This window comes from Pseudomonas chlororaphis subsp. piscium (genome assembly GCF_003850345.1).
Classification (GTDB): Bacteria; Pseudomonadota; Gammaproteobacteria; order Pseudomonadales; family Pseudomonadaceae; genus Aquipseudomonas; species Aquipseudomonas piscium.
The window spans coordinates 5,710,415-5,728,586 of the sequence record NZ_CP027707.1 but is presented as its reverse complement, the minus strand read 5'-3'; the positions used below and the strand labels follow the sequence as shown (position 1 = coordinate 5,728,586).

Genomic DNA, 18,172 nt, shown 5'->3' with positions numbered 1-18,172 from the left:
AATGCTGGCCCGCGAAACAGACGCTGTGTTCCGGCAAATTCCCCATCCATCACCCCGTTGATAATAGACAGACTTTTACATTGAGCCCGGGTAGGTGTCTGAGTATAATGGCGCGCTTCCATTTTCCCGCTCGGGAGCCCCCGCGATGCTGCGTATCAGCCAAGAAGCTCTGACCTTCGACGACATTCTCCTAGTGCCCGGTTATTCCGAGGTGCTTCCTAACGAAGTCAGTCTCAAGACCCGTCTTACCCGTGGCATCGAGCTGAATATTCCACTGGTTTCCGCCGCAATGGACACCGTCACTGAAGCCCGTCTGGCAATCGCCATGGCTCAGGAAGGTGGCATCGGCATCATCCACAAGAACATGACCATCGAGCAGCAAGCTGCCGAAGTCCGCAAGGTCAAGAAGTTCGAAGCCGGCGTCGTCAAAGACCCGATCACCATCGAGGCTGACGCCACGGTGCGCGACCTGTTCGAACTGACCCGCATGCACAACATTTCCGGCGTTCCGGTACTGCACGATGGCGACCTGGTCGGCATCGTCACCTCCCGTGACGTGCGTTTCGAAAACCGCATGGACGCCAGCGTCCGTGAAGTGATGACGCCTAAAGAGCGCCTGGTCACGGTCAAGGAAGGCGCCGACAAGAACGACGTGCGCGAGCTGCTGCACAAGCACCGCATCGAGCGCGTGCTGATCGTCGACGACAAGTTCGCCCTCAAGGGCATGATGACCGTCAACGACATCGAAAAAGCCAAGGCTTACCCGCTGGCCAGCAAGGACGATCAAGGTCGTCTGCGCGTAGGTGCTGCAGTCGGTACCGGTAAAGACACCGGTGACCGCGTTGCCGCCCTGGTCAACGCCGGTGTGGACGTGGTGGTGGTCGACACCGCCCACGGTCACTCCAAGGGCGTGATCGACCGCGTACGCTGGGTCAAGGAAAACTACCCGCAAGTGCAGGTGATCGGCGGCAACATCGCCACCGGTGCCGCTGCCAAGGCCCTGGCCGCGGCCGGTGCCGACGCAGTCAAGGTCGGTATCGGCCCTGGCTCGATCTGCACCACCCGTATCGTCGCCGGTGTCGGCGTACCGCAAATCAGCGCCATCGCCAATGTCGCCGCGGCCCTTGAGGGCACCGGCGTTCCATTGATCGCCGACGGCGGCATCCGCTTCTCCGGTGACCTGTCCAAGGCCATCGTCGCCGGTGCTTCCGCGGTGATGATGGGCTCGATGTTCGCCGGTACCGAAGAAGCGCCAGGCGAAATCGAACTGTTCCAGGGTCGCTCCTACAAGGCTTACCGCGGCATGGGTTCGCTGGGCGCCATGTCCCAGGCCCAGGGCTCTTCCGACCGTTACTTCCAGGACTCCTCCGCGGGTGCCGAGAAGCTGGTTCCGGAAGGCATCGAAGGCCGTGTTCCGTACAAGGGCACCCTGACCGCCATCATCCATCAACTGATGGGTGGCCTGCGTTCTTCCATGGGCTACACCGGTAGCGCCAACATCGAAGAAATGCGCACCAAGCCAGAGTTCGTACGCATCACTGGCGCCGGTATGGCTGAGTCCCACGTCCATGACGTGCAGATCACCAAGGAAGCGCCGAACTACCGCGTAGGTTGATGCTTCAAGCAAAACGTTAAATGACCGGGGCTGTTTTATTCAGCCCCGAGTCGTTTCTGAATCACGACTGTTTTCGAATTACCTAGACGAGACTGAATCATGGCCCTCGACATTCATGCCCACCGCATCCTGATCCTCGATTTCGGTTCCCAGTACACCCAATTGATCGCCCGTCGCGTGCGTGAAATCGGCGTGTACTGCGAACTGCATCCGTTCGACATGGATGACGAAGCGATTCGCGAATTCGCTCCAAAAGGCGTCATTCTCGCCGGCGGCCCCGAGTCCGTGCACGAAGCCGATAGCCCGCGCTGCCCGCAAGCGGTGTTCGACCTGGGCGTGCCGGTCTTCGGTATCTGCTACGGCATGCAGACCATGGCCGAGCAAATGGGCGGCAAGGTCGAGGGTTCCGAGCTGCGTGAATTCGGTTATGCCCGCGTCGATGTGGTCGGCAAGAGCCGCCTGCTGGACGGCATCGAAGACCACGTCGACGCCGACGGCCTGTTCGGCCTCGACGTGTGGATGAGCCACGGTGACAAGGTCACCAAGATGCCGGAAGACTTCCACATCCTGGCCAGCACCCCGAGCTGCCCGATCGCCGGCATGTTCAACGACGACCTGCGCTACTACGGCGTGCAGTTCCACCCGGAAGTGACCCACACCAAGCAGGGCGGTCGCATCCTGTCGCGCTTCATCCTCGACATCTGCGGCTGCGAAGCCCTGTGGACGCCGTCGAAAATCGCTGAAGACGCCATCGCCCAGGTGCGTGCCCAAGTGGGCACCGACAACGTTCTGCTGGGCCTGTCCGGCGGTGTCGACTCCTCGGTGGTCGCGGCCCTGCTGCACAAGGCCATCGGCGACCAGCTGACCTGCGTCTTCGTCGACAACGGCCTGCTGCGCCTGCACGAAGGCGAGCAAGTGATGGCCATGTTCGCCGAGAACATGGGCGTCAAGGTGATCCGCGCCAACGCCGAGGACCAGTTCCTCAACAACCTGGCCGGCGAAGCCGACCCGGAGAAGAAGCGCAAGATCATCGGCCGTACCTTCATCGACGTGTTCGATGCCGAATCCTGCAAGCTGGACAACATCAAGTTCCTGGCCCAGGGCACCATCTACCCGGACGTGATCGAGTCGGCTGGCGCCAAGAGCGGCAAGGCCCATGTGATCAAGTCGCACCACAACGTGGGCGGCCTGCCGGAAGAAATGAACCTCAAACTGGTCGAGCCACTGCGCGAGCTGTTCAAGGACGAAGTCCGTCGTCTGGGCCTGGAGCTGGGCCTGCCGTACGACATGGTCTACCGTCACCCGTTCCCGGGCCCGGGCCTGGGCGTGCGTATCCTCGGCGAAGTGAAGAAGGAATACGCCGACCTGCTGCGTCGCGCCGACCACATCTTCATCGAAGAGCTGCGCAAGGCCGACTGGTACCACAAGGTCAGCCAGGCATTCGTGGTGTTCCAGCCGGTGAAATCGGTGGGCGTGGTCGGTGACGGCCGTCGTTACGCCTGGGTCGTGGCCCTGCGTGCCGTGGAAACCATCGACTTCATGACCGCGCGTTGGGCACACCTGCCTTACGAGCTGCTGGAAACCGTCAGCGGCCGGATCATCAACGAAATCGAAGGCATCTCCCGCGTCACCTACGACGTGTCGAGCAAGCCGCCAGCCACCATCGAGTGGGAATGATCCCGGCCGAGTGATCGGCTGCTGATCGTTCAGGCAACAGCAATGGCGATCGAGACCTTCGGGTGTCGATCGCCATTTGTGTTTCAGGGTCTTTAAAAAGCCCGGTTTCCAGCCCTCCCGCAATACCAGGAAAGACATGGGCCCATCGTCGCCCGCCTGGCCTGTGTACCCTCGACAGACATTCATCGAACGCCCAGCGGCGGCCTTTGGCGATGCCGGCGCAGGCGTTGAAAAAATTCATGGTTGTCAGTTGACAACCTTTTAATTGTTGACGAGACTGGAGGCCATGGATGGCTCGCACACCTCATCCCAAGAAAGACATTGAAATGGCGCTGCGTTACGCCGAGTGGCAGGGCTGGCGCGTCGAAGTCGGCGGTAGTCATGCCTGGGGCAAGATCTACTGCCCTTACAACACTGAGGTGTGTCGTTGCGGCGAGTTCTGCATCACCAGTGTGTGGAGCACGCCAAAAAATCCCCTCCAGCATGCCCGGGCGCTGTGCCGGGTAGTCGACAACTGCACGCTGAATCAGCTGCGCGGCGGGAAAGTCCCGCAACCTCGTCGGGAGTCATGACCATGGAATACCTGTTTACCCTCAACTACCTGCTGCCTGCCCACGACTGTGACCCGGACGTGCTGGTGGAGCGCCTTGGCGCGGGGGGCTGCACCGATGCGCTGGTCGGTACCGGGCTGGCGGGGCGCCTGGCGCTGGAGTTCAGTCGCGAGGCCGAAAGCGGTGAGGCGGCCCTGCTCAGTGCCCTGGGCGATATCAAGCGGATCATTCCGGATGCGCGGCTGGTAGAGGCCAGCCCGGATTTCGTCGGCCTGAGCGAGATTGCCGACATCGTCGGGGTCTCCCGGCAGAACATGCGCAAGCTGATGCTGAACCATGCCGGCAGTTTCCCCCTGGCGATCCACGAGGGCAGTGCCTCGCTCTGGCATCTGGCGGAAGTGCTGAGCTGGCTGGCGGCCCGGGGCGGTTACCAGTTGCAGCACCCGGTGATAGAGGTGGCGCGGGTCGCGCAATCCGTGAACCTGGCCAAGGAGGCCCGCCGGGTCGGCACCCCGAGCGCCGAGCTGGTGGCGCTGCTGGGCTGAGCGGGCCTGCCGCGGCGGTCAGCGTCGGGCGACGTCCGAGAAGTAGAACTTGTCCAGGGTGTGGCGTGATTCGGTGTATTCGAACTGCCGGCCGTCCTGCAGGAAGGTCTGGTTGCTGACCACTATCACGTGGCTCTGGCCTTCCAGGTCCAGGTGCTGCTGGTCATCCCGGGTACGTGGAATCGCTTCGATGGTCCGCTGGGCGTAGCTGATCTGCAGCTGCAGGGTTTGCTCGATATAGGCGTAGATCGAGTGCTCGGCAATCTGCCGGTCCAGCCCCGGGATCAACTCGGCGACGAAGTGGTTGATGTCGAGAATCACCCGTTTGCCATCGATACGCCGCACCCGCTTGATGCGGGTGATCAGGCTGCCTTCCTCGGCTTGCAGGTGTTCGCGCAACGCGCCTTCGAGGGGAAACTGGGTGAACTCCACCACCTCGGTGCTGACGTCGTTGCCCAGGCGTGGATAGGTTTCCTGGAAGCTGACGATGCCGCCCAGCTGGAACTCGATCGGGTGCGGCGACAGCACAAAAGTGCCCTTGCCGTGGATCTTCTGGGCGAAGCCGCGCTCCTGCAGCTGTTCGATGGCCTTGCGCACGGTGCCGCGGCTGGCCTGGTAGCTGTCCATCAACTCGGTTTCGGAAGGCAGACGAGCGCCGCGTTCCAGGCGCTCGGTGGTGATACTGGCAAGCAGATCGCTGTAGATCTGGTTGTATTTACTCATGGGATGGCTCTGTGCCGTCTGCGCTCAAGGCGGGAACCTTAAGGGCCGTGAGCGGATTTGTCTATTTGAGGCGCTTGGGTCGAACGCCTGACTGCGGGTGGCGAAGTGGCAGTGAAACACCTTACAGCAGTTTAAGAATTTTCTGGCGCGCATGGTGTGCCCTGCCGGAGAACACGGGTCTAGAGCTGTTTTCGTGCAGCAGAAATTCCCCGCGACCTGGGTTTCGAAGCGGCATTCGTAAACTCGTCTGTACGAGTTGTTGCTTTAACTCGTACAGACGAGTATTTTCGCTTCGGCGTGCTGCCAATAACAAAAAACCAAAGCGGAAGAACAAGCATGAGCCACGATTACTCCACGATCGCCAGCGAGTTGCTGCACAGCCTCGGTGGCGCCGACAACCTCGAACAAGCCGCGCACTGCGTCACCCGTCTGCGCCTGGCGCTCAAGGACCCGAGCCTGGTGGACAGCGCGACGCTGAACCAGATCGATCTGGTCAAGGGCTCGTTTTTCACCGGTGGCCTGTTCCAGGTGGTCATTGGCCCCGGCGAAGTCGAAAAGGTCTATGCCGCGCTGCGCCAACTCACCGGGCTGGCCGCCTCCACCATCGCCGACGTCAAGCAGAAGGGCGCCGACAAGACCCACGCCATGCAGCGCCTGGTGCGGGTGTTTTCCGATGTCTTCATGCCGATCCTGCCGGCGCTGATCATTGCCGGTCTGCTGATGGGGGTGAACAACCTGATCGGCGCCAAGGGCATGTTCATCGAAGGCCGCACCCTGCTCGAGGCCTACCCGACCCTGGATGGTGTGTGGAGCCTGATCAACCTGATGGCCAACACCTCCTTCGTATTCCTGCCGGCCCTGGTGGGCTGGTCGGCGGCCAAGCGTTTTGGCGGCAGCGAAATCCTCGGCATCGTGCTGGGCCTGATGCTCGTGCATCCCGACCTGCTCAATGCCTGGAACTACGGCAAGGCCGTGGCCGGGCTGGAGGGCCAGAGCCTGCCGTACTTCGACATCTTCGGCCTGTTCCAGATCGAGAAGGTCGGCTACCAGGGGCAGATCCTGCCGATCCTGCTGGCGGCCTACGTCATGAGCGTCATCGAAAAATGGCTGCGGGCGCGGGTGCCGAACGCGATCACCCTGCTGGTCGTGCCCATCACCACCATAGTGGTCACCGGCGTGCTGGCGCTGGCGGTGATAGGCCCGGTGACCCGGCACCTGGGGATCCTGATCACCGAAGGCGTGGTCACCCTGTTCGAGCTGGCGCCGATGGTCGGCGGGGCGATTTTCGGCCTGCTCTACGCGCCGCTGGTGATCACCGGCATGCACCACATGTTCCTCGCCGTGGACCTGCAACTGATCTCGACCCAGGGCGGCACCTTCATCTGGCCGATGATCGTCATGTCCAACCTGGCCCAGGGCAGCGCGGCGCTGGCGGTGTTCAGCATGAGCCGCAACGCGCGGGACCGCAGCATGGCCTCGACCTCGGCGATTTCCGCCTATTTCGGCATCACCGAGCCGGCCATGTTCGGGGTCAACCTGCGCTACAAGTTTCCGTTCTACGCCGCGCTGATCGGCTCGGCGCTGGGCAGCATTTTCCTCTCGCTGAACAAGGTCCAGGCCTCGGCCATTGGCGTCGGTGGGCTGCCGGGGTTCATCTCGATCATTCCCCAGTACATCCCGATGTTCGTGGTCGGCATGGTCGTCGCCCTGGTGGTGCCGTTCGTGCTGACCTGCGGCTTGAGCATGAAGATCATCCGGCCGGGGTATCGCGTCGCCTGACAGATTGCTATCGCGGGCCAGCCAGATTTCCGCGTTCCCTTGTAGGAGCGAGGCTTGCCCGCGATAAGGCCCCCAGGGCCAGTACCCAACCCATTGAAGGAGCCCGCCATGCAAGACTGGCAGCGTTCGGTGATCTACCAGATCTACCCGAAGAGTTTCTACAGCCACAGCGGCCAGGCCACCGGTGACCTGCTGGGGGTGGTCGACAAGCTCGACTACCTGCACTGGCTGGGTGTCGATTGCCTGTGGCTCACCCCGTTCCTGCGCTCGCCCCAGCGCGACAACGGCTACGACATCAGCGACTACTACGCCATCGACCCGAGCTACGGGACCATGGCCGATTGCGAGCTGCTGATCGCCGAGGCCGGCAAGCGCGGCATCAAGCTGATGCTGGACATCGTGGTCAACCACACCTCCATCGAGCATGAGTGGTTCCAGCAGGCCCGCAGCAGCCTCGACAACCCGTACCGCGACTTCTACATCTGGCGCGACCAGCCGAACAACTGGGAGTCCAAGTTCGGCGGTTCCGCCTGGGAATACGAAGCGCAGACCGGCCAGTACTACTTGCACCTGTTCGACCATACCCAGGCCGACCTCAACTGGGACAACCCCCAGGTGCGCGCCGAAGTGTTCAAGATGATGCGCTTCTGGCGCGACAAGGGCGTGGGCGGTTTCCGCCTGGACGTGATCAACCTGATCTCCAAGCCGGTCGATTTCCCGGAAGACGCCAGCGATGGCCGACGCTTCTATACCGACGGCCCGAACGTGCACCCGTACCTGCAGCAGATGCATCGCGAGGTCTTCGAGGGCTTTGACCTGGTCAACGTCGGCGAGATGTCTTCAACCAGCCTCGAACACTGCATTCGTTACTCGCAGCCCGAGTCGAAAGAGCTGTCGATGACCTTCAACTTCCACCACCTGAAGGTCGATTACCCGAACCTGCAGAAGTGGATTCGCGCCGACTTCGACTTCCTCCAGCTCAAGCGCATCCTCTCCGACTGGCAGAGCGGCATGCAGGCCGGCGGTGGCTGGAACGCGCTGTTCTGGTGTAACCACGACCAGCCACGGGTAGTGTCGCGTTTCGGCGACGACGGTGAATACCGGGTGGTCTCGGCGAAGATGCTCGCCACCGCGCTGCACTTCCTCCAGGGCACGCCGTTCGTGTACCAGGGCGAAGAGCTGGGCATGACCAACCCCGGTTTTACCCACATCGACCAGTACCGCGATGTCGAGACCCTGAACATCTACCGCCTCAAGCGTGAAGCCGGCGACAGCGAAGCGGACAACATGGCGGCGATCATGCAGAAGTCCCGGGATAACGGGCGCACGCCAATGCAATGGAAGGCCGAGGTCCATGCCGGTTTCAGCAGCGTCGAACCCTGGATCGGCGTGCCGGCCAATGCCGCACTGATCAACGTCGAGCAGCAGCTGGAAGACCCGGATTCGGTGTTGCACCACTACCGTCAGCTGATTGCCCTGCGCCGTCGCGAGCCGCTGATCCAGGACGGCGAGTATCGCCAGCTGCTGGCCGAGCATCCGCAGGTCTGGGCCTATCTGCGCGAAGGGCAGGGCGAGCGCCTGCTGGTGGTGAACAATTTCTACGGCAGCGCCTGCGAAGTGCAGTTGCCGGAGGGAGTGATGACCGAGCGCACGGAGCAGCGCCTGGTCATCAGTAACTACGCGGACCATGAAACCCGCAGTCGCCAGCTGTTCCTGCGGCCTTACGAGTCCTTTGTCCTGCACTTGATCGACCGCTGACAACCTTCTCCGCAAGAGCGCGGCGTGCCTGGCACACCGCGAGCTTTCGCTCGCCGGTAGGGCGGCGCCTGCGGGGCACACACACAGAATAAAAATAATGGGGTGGCTTATGAAAACAACAATAAATCGCGGCCTTGCAGCATCTTGCATCTGCCTGGCACTACCGTTCCCGGCCCAGGCCCTGGAGTTCGCCGGTTACCTGCGCAGTGGCCTTGGGACTTCGGTCAACAGCAGCTCGCAATCCTGTTTCCAGTTGCCCGGCGCGCAGTCCAAATACCGCCTGGGCAACGAATGCGAACAGTACGCCGAGCTGGAACTGCGCCAGGATCTCTACACCCTGGACGACGGCTCGGTATTCAGTGTCGACGCCATGGCGTCGCTCTATAACCAGTACGACCGCAGCCTGACCTTCCAGGGTGACAACGGCTCGGCGCGCATGCCGCAGATGTATGCCCAATGGTCGAACATGCCCAGCCTCAATGGCGGCTCGCTGTGGGCCGGCCGGCGTTACTACAAGCGTAACGACATCCATATCTCCGACTTCTACTACTGGAACCAGAGCGCCACCGGCGGCGGTATCGAGGACGTGCTGATCGGCGACCTGAAATACAGCTACGCCTTCTCGCGCAAGGACAACCTGTACCAGAAGGACTACATCAACCGGCACGACTTCAACGTCGCCGGTTTCAAGACCAACCCCGGCGGCGAGCTGGAACTGGGCCTGAGCTACATCGACAAGCCCGACAGCCGCGACGCCCATCGGGGTTGGGCCATCACCGCCCAGCATGTGCAAAAGGACTTCCTCGGCGGCAAGAACAAGCTGGCGTTGCAGTACGGCGAAGGCCCGGGCACCGGGTTGGGCTACACCGGCAATGTGCAATTGGACGACAGCAACAAGAGCTACCGTCTGGTGGAGTTCTTCGACTGGCAACTGACCCCGCGTTTTGGTGGGCAGGTCGAAGCGATCTACCAGAAAGACATCCGCCCCGACGGTAACGACCAGAACTGGATCTCCCTGGGTATCCGCCCGGCCTACGCCATCAGCGAGCAGTTCAAGCTGGTCACCGAGCTGGGCCACGACCAGGTCGAGGCCCCTGGTGGCACGCGCAAGCTCAGCAAGTTCACCTTCGCCCCGACCTGGTCGCCCAAGGGCCCGGAATTCTGGGCGCGCCCCGAGGTGCGCCTGTACTACACCTATGCCAGCTGGAACCAGGCCGCCAAGCGCGCGGCCAATGAGCTGGCGGCGGGTTCGGCGCTGTCCGACACCGGCGCTTTCGGCACCGCCAGGCATGGTGCGAACGTCGGATTGCAGATCGAGTACTGGTGGAAATAAGCGATGCTGTCGGGGCTCGCGCTCCATCGGCACTTACAAGAACAAACAGCAGGTGAAGTCATGGCTACAACCCAACAATTGCAACTGCTCGCGCCGCTGTCCGGGCTGCTGATGCCCCTGGAGCAAGTGCCGGACCCGGTGTTCTCCAGCCGGGTCATCGGTGACGGCCTGTGCATCGACCCGACCTCGCAGACCCTGCGCGCGCCGCTGGCCGGCGTGGTCAGCAACGTGCAGGACAGTGGCCATGCGGTGAGCGTCACCGACGACAACGGGGTGCAGGTGCTGATGCACATCGGCCTGGACACGGTGAATCTGGCAGGCAAGGGGTTTAGCCGCCTGGTGCAGGAGGGCCAGCGGGTCGAGGCCGGGCAGCCGCTGATCGAGTTCGATGCCGACTACATCGCCGTGCATGCCCGCAGCCTGCTGACGCTGATGCTGGTGGTCAGTGGCGAGCCCTTCACCTGGCTGACCGCGGGCAGCGCGCTGGTGGACAGCGGTCAGCCGTTGTTGCAGTTGAGCCCGGGCGAGCCTGCGCCAAGCGCGGAGCCCGAAGAAGAGGGCGAGGCGCTGTTCTCCAAACCCGTGCTGCTGCCCAATCCCAATGGCCTGCATGCGCGCCCGGCGGCGGTGTTCGCCCAGGCGGCCAAGGGCTTCAAGGCGAGCATCTGCCTGCACAAGCAGCAGGCCAGTGCCAACGCCAAGTCCCTGGTGGCGATCATGGCGTTGCAGACCGCGCAGGGCGATGCCCTGCAAGTCAGCGCGGCGGGCGAGGATGCCGAGGCGGCGATCAAGGCCCTGGCCGAATTGCTGGCGAGTGGTTGTGGTGAGGCGGTGACGGCGGTGAGCGCCTCCGAACCCGTGGCGCCGGTTGCTGCGCCATCGGGCAAATTGCTGCGTGGCGTCTGCGCCTCGACGGGGTCGGCCTTCGGGCAGGTGGTGCAGGTGGCCGAGCAGAAGCTCGAGATCGTCGAGTTCGCCAGCGATCAGGCGGCGCAGCGCGAGCAGCTCAAGCAGGCGCTGGCGCAGGCCACCGAGGCCCTGCAAGCACTGCGGGACAAGGCTGCCAGTGCGGCCCAGGGCGAGATCTTCAAGGCTCACCAGGAGCTGCTGGAAGATCCGAGCCTGCTGGAGCAGGCCCATGCCCTGATCGCCGACGGCAAAAGCGCGGCATTCGCCTGGAACAGCGCCACCGAGGCCACCGCCGAGCTGTTCAAGGGCCTGGGCAATCCGCTACTGGCCGAGCGTGCGCTGGACCTGATGGATGTCGGGCAGCGGGTGCTCAAGTTGTTGCTGGGCGTGCAGGACAGCGCCTGGACCCTGCCGGAGCAGGCGATCCTGATTGCCGAGCAGCTCACCCCGTCCCAGACCGCCGGCCTCGATACCCGCAAGGTGCTGGGGTTTGCCACGGTCGGCGGCGGGGCCACCAGCCATGTGGCGATCCTGGCCCGGGCCTTGGGTTTGCCGGCGGTCTGCGGCCTGCCGGTGCAGGTACTGGCGCTGGCCAGCGGTACGCCGGTGCTGCTGGATGCCGACCAGGGCGAATTGCACCTGGAGCCGCAGCCGGCGGTGATCGAGCAGTTGCAGGCCCGGCGTCAGCAGCAACAACAGCGTCAGCGCCAGGAGCTGGAGCAGGCCGCCCAGGCCGCGGTGACCCGCGACGGCCATCACTTCGAGGTGACGGCCAACGTCGCCTCGCTGGCCGAGGCCGAGCAGGCTATGGGCCTGGGCGGGGAGGGCGTCGGCCTGTTGCGTTCGGAGTTTCTCTACCAGGACCGCGGCGTCGCCCCGAGCCATGAAGAACAGGCCGCGACCTACAGTGCCATCGCCCGGGCCCTGGGGCCGGAGCGCAACCTGGTGGTGCGGACCCTGGATGTCGGTGGCGACAAACCGCTGGCCTATGTGCCGATGGAACCTGAAGCCAACCCCTTCCTCGGCATGCGCGGGATCCGCCTGTGCCTGGAGCGCCCGCAGCTGTTGCGCGAACAGTTCCGGGCGATCCTCGCCAGCGCCGGGCTGGCCCGCCTGCACATCATGCTGCCGATGGTCACCCAGCTGGCGGAGTTGCGGCAGGCGCGGCAGATGCTGGAGGACGAAGCCCTGGCCCTGGGGCTCAAGGAATTGCCGAAGCTGGGGATCATGATTGAAGTGCCGTCGGCGGCGCTGCTGGCCGACCTGTTCGCGCCGGAGGTGGATTTCTTCTCCATCGGCACCAACGACCTGACCCAGTACACCCTGGCCATGGACCGCGATCACCCGCGCCTGGCCAGCCAGGCCGACAGTTTCCACCCGGCGGTGCTGCGTCTGATCGCCTCCACGATCAAGGCCGCCCATGCCCATGGCAAGTGGGTCGGGGTCTGCGGGGCGCTGGCTTCGGAAACCCTGGCGGTGCCGCTGCTGCTGGGGCTGGGGGTGGACGAGCTGTCGGTCAGTGTGCCGCTGATTCCGGCGATCAAGGCCCGCGTGCGCGAGGTCGAGTTGAGCCCATGCCAGGCCCTCGCCGGGCGCATTCTCGGCCTGGAAAGCGCCGAGCAGGTGCGCGACGCCTTGCACCAGCATCAGCAATCGACGCTGGCCCCTTCACTGGTTCTGGAGAACTGAACATGTTCGAGAAATTGCAGCGGGCGTTCTGGAAAGCCCTGACCCCGGACCTGGTGCCTGACCAGCCGAAAGCCACAGCCCGCCCCACCGGCGATGCCGTCCTGAGCCCAGTGCTATTGGCGGCCCTGGGCGGCGCGAATAACCTCAAGACCCAGCAGCGCGTGGCCCTGACCCGGGTGCGGGTGGAATTGCATGACCCGACCTTGCTCGATGCCACGGCCTTGCGTAGCGCCGGCGTGCCCGGGGCGATGGCGCTGGCCGGGGGGGTGGTGCATCTGATCGTCGGCCTATCCGCGGTGTAGCCGTTGGCGAGCGGCGAGTGCTGCGCACTCGATCGCGGGCAAGCCTCGCTCCTACAGGCGCCGCCTATCTGTAGGTGCGAGCGGGTGGCGATCCGACTTGCCCGCGATGGCGTCCTTTCAAGCACCGACGACCTGCCTGCGGCCGCTTGCCGCGCCGCCCTTACTGTTTCTCAACTGCGGGTGTATCGTATTCGCCTTTTGCGGGCCCGACCCGCCGCGGATACGTGAGGTAGTTGAGTCCATGTCCTTTACCCGTCGACAGATACTCGGTGGTCTGGCCGGTCTTGCAGTGGTTGGCGTGGGCGCCGGTGGCGCGTCGCGTTACTGGCTGGGCAAGATGGCCGACGCCGAGGCGGGCCACGATTATCAGCTGATCGCCGCGCCGCTGGACGTGGAGCTGGTGCCGGGGCACAAGACCGAAGCCTGGGCTTTCGGTCCTTCCGCGCCGGGCACCGAGTTGCGGGTGCGCCAGGGCGAATGGCTGCGGGTGCGCTTCATCAACCACCTGCCGGTGGCCACCACCATCCACTGGCACGGTATCCGCCTGCCGTTGGAAATGGACGGCGTGCCTTACGTCTCGCAATTGCCGGTCATGCCGGGCGAGTACTTCGACTACAAGTTCCGCGTGCCGGATGCCGGCAGCTACTGGTACCACCCCCACGTCAACAGCAGCGAAGAGCTGGGCCGTGGCCTGGTCGGCCCGCTGATCATCGAAGAACGCGAGCCCACCGGCTTCAAGTACGAACGCACCCTGAGCCTGAAAAGCTGGCATGTGGATGAAGAGGGTGCCTTCGTGCCCTTCAGCATTCCCCGCGAGGCGGCGCGTGGCGGTACCGCGGGGCGCCTGTCGACCATCAACGGCGTGTCCCAGGCGGTGGTGGAGATCCCGGCCGGGCAGATCACCCGCGTGCGCCTGCTCAACCTCGACAACACCCTGACCTACCGCATCAACATCCCCGACGTCGAGGCGCAGATCTACGCTCTGGACGGCAACCCCATCGAGCCGCGCCCGCTGGGCAAGGAATACTGGCTGGGGCCGGGCATGCGCATCTGCCTGGCGATCAAGGCGCCGCCGGCCGGCGAAGAGCTGGCGCTGCGCAACGGCCCGGTGCGCCTGGGTACCTTCCGTTCGGTGGCCAACAGCGACGCGCCGACCGAGTGGCCGCCCGCGTTGCCGGCCAACCCGATCGCCGAGCCGGACCTGGATAACGCCGAGAAGCTCAACTTCAACTTCGAGTGGGTTGGCTCGGTCTCGGTGAACGTGGACAATGGCAAGCCACCGAGCCTTTGGCAGATCAACGGCAAGGCCTGGGACATCACCGACAAGACCTGCGCCGACCGCCCGATCGCTACGCTCAAGAAGGGCCAGAGCTACATTTTCGAATTGAAGAACATGACTCAGTACCAGCACCCGATCCACTTGCACGGCATGAGCTTCAAGGTCATTGCCTCGAACCGCAAGAAGATCACCCCGTACTTCACCGACACCTACCTGCTGGGCAAGAACGAGCGTGCCCGGGTGGCGCTGGTGGCGGATAACCCGGGGGTGTGGATGTTCCATTGCCATGTGATCGACCACATGGAAACCGGCCTGATGGCCGCCATCGAGGTGGCCTGATGCGGCAGATTCGCCCTGCCCGGATCATCGATCGCAGCCGCGACCAGGACTTCATGCGTGAAGCCCTGGCCCTGGCCGCCCAGGGCGCGGCCCTGGGCGAGGTGCCGGTGGGCGCGGTGCTAGTGCAGGACGGGGAAATCATCGGCCGGGGTTTCAACTGCCCGATCAGCGGCAGCGATCCCAGCGCCCACGCGGAAATGGTCGCGATCCGCGCCGCGGCCCAGGCAGTCGACAACTATCGCCTGCCCGGCAGCACCCTCTACGTGACCCTGGAGCCGTGCAGCATGTGCGCCGGGCTGATCGTGCATTCGCGTATCGCCCGGGTGGTGTACGGCGCCCTGGAGCCCAAGGCGGGCATCGTGCAGAGCCAGGGGCAGTTCTTCAGCCAGGGTTTTCTCAACCATCGGGTACTGGTCGAGGGCGGGGTGCTGGCCGAAGAGTGTGGCGCGGTGTTGAGCGAGTTTTTCAAGGCGCGTAGAGCCAGCCGCAGCTGAGCCCCTTCCTCTTCTGTAGGAGCGAAGCTTGCTCGCGATGAACGATAACGCGGTGTGCCTGCAGAAACGCGGCGTCCCGATCGCGGGCAAGCCTCGCTCCTACAGAGCCATTTATTTCCTGGCGACGATAACGGCGCGCATCGGCGCCGGCAGGCCTTCGATGGTCTTGCTGTGGTCGTTCGGGTCGAGGAAGTCGCTCAGCGACTGGTACTTCATCCACTCGGTGCCGCGCTGTTCCTCGACGCTGGTCACGCTCACATCCACGCAACGCACATCGCTGAAGCCGGCTCGGCGCAGCCAGAGTTCCAGGGCCGGTACCGACGGCAGGAACCACACGTTACGCATCTGCGCGTAGCGGTCTTCCGGCACCAGCGCCTGATGCTGGTCGCCTTCCACCACCAGGGTTTCCAGCACCAGTTCGCCGCCTTTGACCAGGCAGTCCTTGAGCGCCAGCAGATGCTCGATCGGCGAGCGGCGATGGTAGAACACGCCCATGGAAAACACCGTGTCGAAGCCTTCCAGGTTGGCCGGCAGGTCCTCGAACGGGAACGGCAGGTGCCACACTGCGGGCTCCGACAGGTAGCGCTGCACCGCCTGGAACTGGCAGAAGAACAGCCAGTTCGGGTCGACGCCGATCACGCTGTGGGCGCCGGCGCCGAGCATGCGCCACATGTAGTAGCCGTTGCCGCAGCCGACATCGAGGATGCGTTTGCCTTGCAGGTTCAGGTGCGGAGCGACCCGCGACCACTTCCAGTCCGAACGCCATTCGGTGTCCACATGCACGCCGAACAGGTCGAACGGGCCCTTGCGCCAGGGCGACAGGCCCATCAGCGCGGCGCGCATCTGGGCGCGGGTGGCGTCGTCGCAGTCGGTGTCCAGGGTCAGCCCGTTGAGTAGGTCGACGGTGCTTGGCTGGATCTTCGGCAGCGCATCCAGCGCGCTCTGCCAGCGCTCCAGGTCGCCGTGGCCCTTTTCCATCTTGGTGTCGAGTTGCGCTTGCAGGGTGTTGGCCCAGTCGGCCAGCGGCGTACCGGCCAGACGGCGGGCGAGGGGGGACAGATCGATCATGGCAAGGCAATCAACGAGGCAAAGTTAAGACACTGGAACCACGGCACGACTTTCGAGAACCCGGCGGCCAGCAGGCGTTCGCGGTGTTCTTCGAGGCTGTCGGGCTTCATGACGTTTTCGATGGCGCTGCGTTTCTGGGCGATTTCCAGTTCGCTGTAGCCGTTGGCGCGCTTGAAGGCGATGTGCAGGTCGGTGAGCAGCGCATGCTCCTCGGGGTCGTTGAAGCGCAGCTTCTCCGAGAGGATCAGCGCGCCGCCGGGCAGCAGCGATTGGCGAATGCGCCCGAGCAGCGCTAGGCGCTGTTCGGGGGCGATGAACTGCAGGGTGAAGTTCAGCGCCACCACCGAGGCGGGCTGGAACTCCAGGGCGAGGATGTCGCCTTCGATCACTTCTACCGGCAGCAGCTCCTGGAACATCGAGTCCTGGCCGTTGAGGTACTCGCGGCAGCGCTCGACCATGGCCGCCGAGTTATCCACCGCGATCACCCGGCAGCCGTCGGTGCGCACATGGCGGCGCAGGGCCTGGGTCACGGCGCCGAGGGACGAGCCCAGGTCGTAGAGCACGCTATTGGGCTGGGCGAACTGGGCGGCGAGCACGCCGAGGTTCTCGACAATGGTCGGATAACCCGGCACCGAGCGCTTGATCATGTCCGGGAACACCCGCACCACGTCCTCGTTGAAGGCGAAGTCGGGCACCTGGGCCAGGGGCTGGGCGAAAAGGCGGTCGGGTTCTTTGCTCACGGCGGTTCCAGCGGTGGAGATAGAAAGAGGGGCGGCATTGTAGCCGCTGCCGCAGGCTGCGATAAGGCCCGAAGGGCCTTCGGCGCCTCAAGGGCGACACAAGGTGTCCGGTTGATGGATGCCTGCCTGTAGCCGCTGCCGAGCTTGCGAGGCTGCGCACGAGGACGCAGTCCTCGCCAAGCCTGTGCATGGGGTTTATCTGGAGGATCGTTACGGCCGCTTCGCAGCCGATCGCAGCCTCGCAAGCTCGGCAGCGGCTACAGGGCTACAGGGCTACAGGGTTCAGCGGGGTTTCTGGCGGAATACCGACGCTGCGATCCCCCATTGCCCCAGCCAGTAACTGAGGATGATCAGGTAGGGCGCGGCATCGAAGGCCACCACAAAACGGCTGATGCCGATCACGCTGTCGGAGAACACGAAGGCCACGGCGCCGGCGGCGGCCAGTTGCGCCGAGCGTTTGGGCACGTCGCTGCCCAGGCGGGCCAGGGCGCGCCAGAGCATGGCGCTGATGGCCAGGCCGTAGACGATCACCGGCACCAGCAACGGGCCCAGGCCATGGTTGATCAGGATGCCCAGCAACGCCGCGCCGGCGACCAGGGCCAGCAGCAGGGGCAAGGGCGCCAGGCGCCGACAATCGCTGGTATAGGCCTTGAGGTAGGCCAGGTGCGCGACCAGGAAGGCCCCTAGGCCGAACACGAACAGGTCGGCGGGCCAGGCCAGCAGCACGTCGCCGAGCAGGGAAAACAACAGGCCGAGGCTGATCCAGCGGCGATAGTCGCTGGGGGGCGCATCGTGCAGCCAGCCGAGCAGGGCCAGCACCGGCAGCGGCTTGACCAGCAGGCACAGCAGGGTGGCGTGGATGCTCAGGCCGTAGAGGAAGGTCACCGCGCCCATCAGCGCCAGGATCAGCCAGCCCATGTCACTTGACCGAAATGGCGCAGTCGAAGGCTTTCACCGGCGCGACTTCCGGGGCCCAGGGTTGCTGATAGGTCAGCAGCAGGCGCCCGGTGCCGGCGGCGAAGGCCTGGAAGCGCCAGGTGGACTGGCCGGCGCTGCCCACCAGGCCACGGTCTTTGGGGTTGCTATAGACCTCGGGGCTGACTTTACGCAGCACGCCGCCGGCCGAGTCCTGGATCGCCCAGCGATACCCCGTGCTCGGGTTGCTCGGCAGGGTCAGGATCAGGTTTTGCCCGTTGCTCAGTTGCACTGGGCATTCGCTCTGGTTCTCGACCGTGACGTTTTGCTTGGGTTGGCTGGCGCAGGCGGCGAGCAGGGCAAGGCTGAGGGGCAGCAACAGACGAATCGGTGACATGGGTCAGAAAGCTCCGGTCATGACAAAGGGCGAGCATAACCGAAGATGGGGGAATCTGT

Annotated in this window: 16 protein-coding genes; 11 read left to right on the top strand and 5 right to left on the bottom strand. The window is 64.2% G+C overall.

All coding sequences use genetic code 11. From position 1 onward, the window contains the following. Positions 1-145 precede the first annotated feature (145 nt). From guaB to C4K38_RS25810, 4 genes are all read left to right on the top strand, one after another. Positions 146-1,615, top strand: a complete 1,470-nt coding sequence (gene guaB / locus C4K38_RS25825) for an IMP dehydrogenase (RefSeq protein WP_025806086.1) — start codon at positions 146-148, stop codon at positions 1,613-1,615. A 99-nt stretch (positions 1,616-1,714) separates the two neighbouring features. Then, positions 1,715-3,292, top strand: coding sequence for a glutamine-hydrolyzing GMP synthase (guaA, locus tag C4K38_RS25820; RefSeq protein WP_016703480.1), 1,578 nt, complete (start codon positions 1,715-1,717; stop codon positions 3,290-3,292). 290 nt (positions 3,293-3,582) lie between these two features. Next, on the top strand, positions 3,583-3,864 hold the full coding sequence (locus tag C4K38_RS25815) for a hypothetical protein (RefSeq protein ID WP_053280733.1): 282 nt from the start codon (positions 3,583-3,585) through the stop codon (positions 3,862-3,864). A 2-nt stretch (positions 3,865-3,866) separates the two neighbouring features. Next, positions 3,867-4,388 (top strand): helix-turn-helix transcriptional regulator, encoded by a 522-nt coding sequence (locus tag C4K38_RS25810; RefSeq protein ID WP_053280732.1) that lies wholly within the window; start codon positions 3,867-3,869, stop codon positions 4,386-4,388. An 18-nt stretch (positions 4,389-4,406) separates the two neighbouring features. Here C4K38_RS25810 and treR read toward each other — a convergent pair whose 3' ends face one another. Then, on the bottom strand, positions 4,407-5,111 hold the full coding sequence (gene treR / locus C4K38_RS25805) for a trehalose operon repressor (RefSeq protein WP_009050622.1): 705 nt from the start codon (positions 5,109-5,111) through the stop codon (positions 4,407-4,409). A gap of 336 nt (positions 5,112-5,447) precedes the next feature. Between treR and treP the strand changes: the two genes are divergently transcribed. From treP to tadA, 7 genes are all read left to right on the top strand, one after another. Next, a complete protein-coding gene (treP, locus tag C4K38_RS25800) occupies positions 5,448-6,890 on the top strand; it encodes a PTS system trehalose-specific EIIBC component (protein WP_025806083.1) in 1,443 nt (480 codons plus the stop codon). A gap of 108 nt (positions 6,891-6,998) precedes the next feature. Further along, complete coding sequence (treC, locus tag C4K38_RS25795; protein WP_053280731.1) at positions 6,999-8,648, top strand: alpha,alpha-phosphotrehalase; 1,650 nt, start codon at positions 6,999-7,001, stop codon at positions 8,646-8,648. 109 nt (positions 8,649-8,757) lie between these two features. Then, positions 8,758-9,981 (top strand): maltoporin, encoded by a 1,224-nt coding sequence (locus tag C4K38_RS25790; protein ID WP_053280730.1) that lies wholly within the window; start codon positions 8,758-8,760, stop codon positions 9,979-9,981. Positions 9,982-10,041: 60 nt separating this feature from the next. Next, positions 10,042-12,579, top strand: coding sequence for a phosphoenolpyruvate--protein phosphotransferase (ptsP, locus tag C4K38_RS25785; protein WP_053280729.1), 2,538 nt, complete (start codon positions 10,042-10,044; stop codon positions 12,577-12,579). 2 nt (positions 12,580-12,581) lie between these two features. Further along, positions 12,582-12,881, top strand: coding sequence for a PTS sugar transporter subunit IIB (locus tag C4K38_RS25780; protein ID WP_053280728.1), 300 nt, complete (start codon positions 12,582-12,584; stop codon positions 12,879-12,881). A 241-nt stretch (positions 12,882-13,122) separates the two neighbouring features. Then, the gene (locus C4K38_RS25775) at positions 13,123-14,499 is read left to right on the top strand and encodes a multicopper oxidase family protein (protein WP_053280727.1); all 1,377 of its coding nucleotides are present in this window, start codon (positions 13,123-13,125) and stop codon (positions 14,497-14,499) included. Beyond that, the gene (gene tadA, locus C4K38_RS25770; RefSeq protein ID WP_053280726.1) at positions 14,499-14,993 is read left to right on the top strand and encodes a tRNA adenosine(34) deaminase TadA; all 495 of its coding nucleotides are present in this window, start codon (positions 14,499-14,501) and stop codon (positions 14,991-14,993) included. Before C4K38_RS25775 ends, tadA begins: the two co-directional genes overlap by 1 nt. 111 nt (positions 14,994-15,104) lie before the next feature. Here tadA and cmoB read toward each other — a convergent pair whose 3' ends face one another. From cmoB to C4K38_RS25750, 4 genes are all read right to left on the bottom strand, one after another. After that, positions 15,105-16,061 carry a tRNA 5-methoxyuridine(34)/uridine 5-oxyacetic acid(34) synthase CmoB gene (gene cmoB / locus C4K38_RS25765; RefSeq protein ID WP_053280725.1) on the bottom strand — a complete coding sequence of 319 codons (957 nt, stop codon included), beginning with the start codon at positions 16,059-16,061 and terminating at the stop codon, positions 15,105-15,107. Continuing rightward, entirely contained in the window at positions 16,058-16,801 is a 744-nt protein-coding gene (cmoA, locus tag C4K38_RS25760) for a carboxy-S-adenosyl-L-methionine synthase CmoA (RefSeq protein ID WP_053280724.1), read from the bottom strand. The genes cmoB and cmoA overlap by 4 nt, the downstream gene beginning before the upstream one ends. Positions 16,802-17,083: 282 nt before the next feature. After that, positions 17,084-17,719, bottom strand: coding sequence for a lysoplasmalogenase (locus tag C4K38_RS25755; protein ID WP_053280723.1), 636 nt, complete (start codon positions 17,717-17,719; stop codon positions 17,084-17,086). Between the two features lies 1 nt (position 17,720). Beyond that, positions 17,721-18,113 (bottom strand): protease inhibitor I42 family protein, encoded by a 393-nt coding sequence (locus C4K38_RS25750; RefSeq protein ID WP_053280722.1) that lies wholly within the window; start codon positions 18,111-18,113, stop codon positions 17,721-17,723. Positions 18,114-18,172 lie beyond the last annotated feature (59 nt).